Source organism: Pseudomonas paracarnis (assembly GCF_904063055.1).
Classification (GTDB): Bacteria; Pseudomonadota; Gammaproteobacteria; order Pseudomonadales; family Pseudomonadaceae; genus Aquipseudomonas; species Aquipseudomonas paracarnis.
Genome location: NZ_CAJFCN010000035.1, coordinates 1 through 4,055, shown reverse-complemented (window position 1 = coordinate 4,055; position 4,055 = coordinate 1). Strand labels below are relative to the sequence as shown.

Here is a 4,055-nt window from a genome sequence, read left to right as displayed (position 1 = left end):
ATTTTTTGGTGTCCCAGAAGTCGGCCCAGGTCTTGGGTACGTCCGCGCCTTTGAACGCGTCCGTGCGATACGCCAGCACCGTGGAGTAGCTGATGTAGCCGACGCTGTATTCGTCCTTGAGGCTGTCGGGTATTTGCGCGGCATTGGGAATCAGCGCAAGGTCGAGCTTCTCGAACAGCCCTTCGGCTTCGCCACGGATGCAGTCGCCAGTGGGCAGGTCCACCACGTCCCAGGTGACCTTGCCGCTCTCGACCTGGGTCTTGATGATCGGGTAGGCCTTGGGCGAGCTGTCCTGTTTGAGCGTCAGACCGAGCTTTTTCGCCGCAGGCTCCAGGATCGCCTTGCTCTGGGCTTCCTGATAAGCACCGCCCTGGGATACGAACGTGATGTCCTCGGCCATGGCCTGGGTGGCGCTACCGATGAACAGGGCCAGACTCGCGAGTTGGAAAGCTGTAGTGCGCAATGTGCTCATGGAAAGACTCCGAATGGTTGGCAGATTTTCTTGGGCGAGCTGTAGGTTTTGTTGTCGGTCGCTCTGCGGGACCATGGAGGTCTAATGTACCGGCTTGTCCGTGAACGAAGCGGCTACAAATGCGCGGATGAAAAGTGGTTTATTGCGAAAATGCGAACGGGCACAGTATTTCGTGCGTCGGGTGCGGGCTTGCGCGCCTGTCGCGAGCAGCCCCGAAGCCCCCGGTAGGAGCGAGCATGCTCGCGATGGCGGTGTGTTGGGTGAGTCATAGCCAAGTCATTCAGCCCACCGTCATCCGCCTCACCACGCGCCGAATCATCGGCGCCGCCAGCACCACCACCGGCAACATCGATACCCACGACAGCGCCCACGCGTTCAACCAGCGGCCGGCAAAGGCCAGGTCGAGCGCATGGGGTGTGGTGGCGATGGCGGCCGCGACCGCGCAGGTCAGGCCGGATTGAACGACGCCGAAAACGAAATGCTCATAACGGGCGGGGATTTTCATCGGGGGTTCTCGAGAAAGAGCGGGGGGGCGCGATGCCCGGCCGCTCGGGCACGATCAAGCCGGTTGCAGTTGCGCGATAGTCTCTTCGGTGGTCCACAGCCCGTGGGCGAGGAAGCGGTAATTGATGATGGCCGCCAGGTAGCCGTCGCCATCCGGCAGGCGCGGGCCGGCGGTGGCGTCGCGTACCACGACTATTTCAAAGCCCTGTTCGAGCAGTTCGCGCAGGTGTGATTCCACGCAAAGGTTGGCCGCCATGCCGGCGAGGATGATCTGCGACACGCCTTTCTTGCGCAATTGCAGCGCCAGGTCGTTGGTTTCCGGGCCGTAGACCTTGTGCGGCGAGGCGATGATGGTCTCGCCGTCGAGAATGTACGGCTTGTAGATCTCGAGGAAATCGGCGCCGGAGCCTTCGAAGTTTTCCAGGGTGTTCGGTCCCTTGCGATCGAACATGCAGATGCTGTGCATGACCTTTTCCAGCGGACCGCCAAAATGCCAGTCGTGGTCGTGCGGGTAGTAATAGTGTGGCGACACGGCCACGGGCAGGTCGTGAGCCTTGAAGGCCTTGAACAGTTTTTCCAGGTTTTCGACGGTGTTGTTCTCGACGATGCTCTCACCGAACACCGCCCAACTGGCGCCGGCAGGGCTGAGGAAGTCGTTCTGTGGGTCGATGACCACCAGGGCGGCTTTGCTCAGGTCGAGCTTGAAACCAGTGGCAGGCAGTGCGGGTTCGGCGGGGTCGGCGTACAGATGGCTCATGACGATTTACCTCTTGGGTGCTTGCGTGGATGAGACGTGAATGTTGCTTTATATAAATGACCAGTCGTCTTATTAATGAGGAAAAAAAACTCACTCCAATAGCCGAGGCAAGACCATCGATACGAAACGCTGCAGAGGTGCACCGTCGCGCAGGACCTTGCCGCGCATGACCGCACCTTCCCAGCCTTCGACGATGACACTGGCCAGCGCTTCGGCGTCGTGAGTTTCAGAGAGTTCGCGGCGCTGCTGCGCTTCACGCAGGCAGCTCGCGAGCAAACCTTCCCAGCGCGCCAGCACATCGGCCAGACGCTTGCGGGTTTGTTCGCTGCCATTGGACATTTCCAGGGACAGGTTGCCAATCAGGCAACCCAGGCTGTATTCATGCTCGCCGTGCTCGAGCACCAGGGCCTGGAAGAACTGGCCGATGCGCTCCAGCGGCTTGACCCGGGCGTCGTAGAAGATCGGCCCGTGGCGGGTTTCGATCGAGGTCCAGTATTCCTCGAGGATCTCTGCCGCGAAGTCTTCCTTGCTGGCGAAGTAGTTGTAGAAAGAGCCCTTGGGAATCTCGGCAGCGGCGGTGATGTCCTGGACGCCGCAGCCGTTGAAGCCACGGTTGTGAACCACCTGGCGGCCAATCGACAGCAAACGGGATCTGACTTCGAGGTTGACCGGGCGAGCCATGACAGAGACATCCAGTGATGAGAAAGTTTTAATAAACTAACTGGTCATCTATGTTTCGTCAACAGTCGAATTGACTGCCAATCAGTCCGCCTGCGCCATCTCGATGTACTCGAGCATCTTCTCGTTGCCATCGAGAATGTCACGGCAGATGGCCGCCCGTGCCGCCGCGCCATCGCGGCGCTTGAGTGCGTCGAGCACTTCCCAGTGATGGTCGATGGCCATGCGCTCGTTGAAGTTGCCATAGGCACGGGCGATCAGTGGGCCGGTGCGCATCCACAGGCTATCGAGCAAACCCGCCAGCACCGGCATGCGCGCGATGGTGGTCAGCGCGTAGTGAAATTGCTGATTGCACTTGAGAGCGGCTTGCAAGTCCTGGGCGTTGATCGCGGCGATGTTGTTTTCGATGCAGGCTTGCAGGTCTGCGAGTTCGCTGTCGGTCACCAGCGCGGCGGCCGTCTCCGCAGCCAGGCCTTCAAGCGCCAGGCGGATGCTGCGGATCTCGCCGTATTGCGCGGCGGTGAGGATGGGTACGCGGATGTCACGCGGGGTCTTGAGGATCAGCGCCTGTTCCTTGGCCAGTTGCAGGATCGCGTCGCGCACCGGTGTGACGCTGGTGCCCAGTTGTTCGGCCAGGTCGCGGATGCGCAGGCGGTCATCGGGCTGGAAACGCCCGGTGATCAGTGCCTCGCGCAGCAACTCGTAGATGCCACTGCCCAGGTAAGAGTGATTGAGGGTTTGAATAGGGTAGGGGTTGCTCATTGATCGCTCATCTGCGGCGGATGCCCGGCCCGAATGATGGAAGTTTCCGGCCGGGATTTCCAGATTATTTCAGACGTGCTGACCACCGTTGACATGAATCTCCGAACCGTTGATGTACGACGCGCCTCGGGTGCAGAGGAAATGCACCAGGGATGCGACTTCTTCCGGCTTGCCCAAGCGGTGCATGGGGATCTGCTGATCGACGATCAGTTCGGTCCCGGCAGACAGGATCGACGTCTCGATCTCACCCGGTGCAATCGCATTGACGGGGTTTGGGGAGCAATGGAACCAAAAACCAACGTAAGCTCTGAATCCCACCGTAAAGGGGCTTTCCGATCTCCAGCTCACCCGCCAGGCATTACTCTCTGATCAGTGCCTCGATGATCGGGCAGATCGTTCCGCCGTCTCCCGCATCACATTGCTGCACCAGTTCGCCTAACAGTTGCTGCATGACGACCAAGTCGGCCATCTTCTGCTCGATCAACGCGAGCTTGCGTGCAGCCCGTGCTCGCGTTTCTGTGGGAGGAAAATAAAGTGTCATCCTAACTACAGGACCCTGCAACGTAGCAATTCCTGCAAAAATCCATTTAAAACAATGACTTATTTCAATTCTGCCATCTGCAAGCGTTTTGTGGGGATGGAGGCCGGAATCATTAAAGTATCATCCTAATTTTCGCTCAACCTTGGAAAATGCTGAGAATCGTAAAAATAAAGTTTCATCCTTTCCGCTACTAGTTCAAGGCTTTCCCGCCGCTTTCTTCCGGCCGCCGGCAACAACGCTGCTTGGCTGAGGCGATCCACTTGCGCTACCGCTCACTGATCAGATCGCACTTGAACTCGACGAGCAGCCAACCATCAGGCCGAGCGTGATCGCCAAAAAAA

General features: G+C 59.0%; 5 protein-coding genes and 2 pseudogenes. All 7 read right to left on the bottom strand.

Annotated elements, in window-relative coordinates; translation table 11 throughout:
* Positions 1-472: extracellular solute-binding protein (locus JMV15_RS27720; protein WP_049273834.1), on the bottom strand; the 472-nt coding region annotated here is incomplete at its 3' end.
* Between the two features lie 280 nt (positions 473-752).
* Positions 753-977, bottom strand: a complete 225-nt coding sequence (locus tag JMV15_RS27715; RefSeq protein ID WP_003465037.1) for a DUF2798 domain-containing protein — start codon at positions 975-977, stop codon at positions 753-755.
* A gap of 54 nt (positions 978-1,031) precedes the next feature.
* Entirely contained in the window at positions 1,032-1,733 is a 702-nt protein-coding gene (locus JMV15_RS27710; RefSeq protein WP_003465039.1) for a cysteine hydrolase family protein, read from the bottom strand.
* A gap of 90 nt (positions 1,734-1,823) precedes the next feature.
* The gene (locus JMV15_RS27705) at positions 1,824-2,414 is read right to left on the bottom strand and encodes a TetR/AcrR family transcriptional regulator (RefSeq protein WP_003465041.1); all 591 of its coding nucleotides are present in this window, start codon (positions 2,412-2,414) and stop codon (positions 1,824-1,826) included.
* A gap of 81 nt (positions 2,415-2,495) precedes the next feature.
* Positions 2,496-3,173 (bottom strand): GntR family transcriptional regulator, encoded by a 678-nt coding sequence (locus tag JMV15_RS27700; RefSeq protein ID WP_016487046.1) that lies wholly within the window; start codon positions 3,171-3,173, stop codon positions 2,496-2,498.
* Between the two features lie 69 nt (positions 3,174-3,242).
* Positions 3,243-3,440, bottom strand: a pseudogene (locus tag JMV15_RS27695) (SDR family oxidoreductase); the annotation flags it as partial.
* Between the two features lie 91 nt (positions 3,441-3,531).
* Positions 3,532-3,690 (bottom strand): annotated as a pseudogene (locus tag JMV15_RS27690) (MerR family transcriptional regulator); the annotation flags it as partial.
* Between the last annotated feature and the right edge of the window lie 365 nt (positions 3,691-4,055).

Excerpts from the sequence above, each read along its gene's own strand:
- JMV15_RS27715 (WP_003465037.1), bottom strand. The coding sequence starts at position 977 with ATGAAAATCCCCGCCCGTTATGAGCATTTCGTTTTCGGCGTCGTTCAA.
- JMV15_RS27710 (WP_003465039.1), bottom strand. The coding sequence starts at position 1,733 with ATGAGCCATCTGTACGCCGACCCCGCCGAACCCGCACTGCCTGCCACT.
- JMV15_RS27705 (WP_003465041.1), bottom strand. The coding sequence starts at position 2,414 with ATGGCTCGCCCGGTCAACCTCGAAGTCAGATCCCGTTTGCTGTCGATT.
- JMV15_RS27700 (WP_016487046.1), bottom strand. The coding sequence starts at position 3,173 with ATGAGCAACCCCTACCCTATTCAAACCCTCAATCACTCTTACCTGGGC.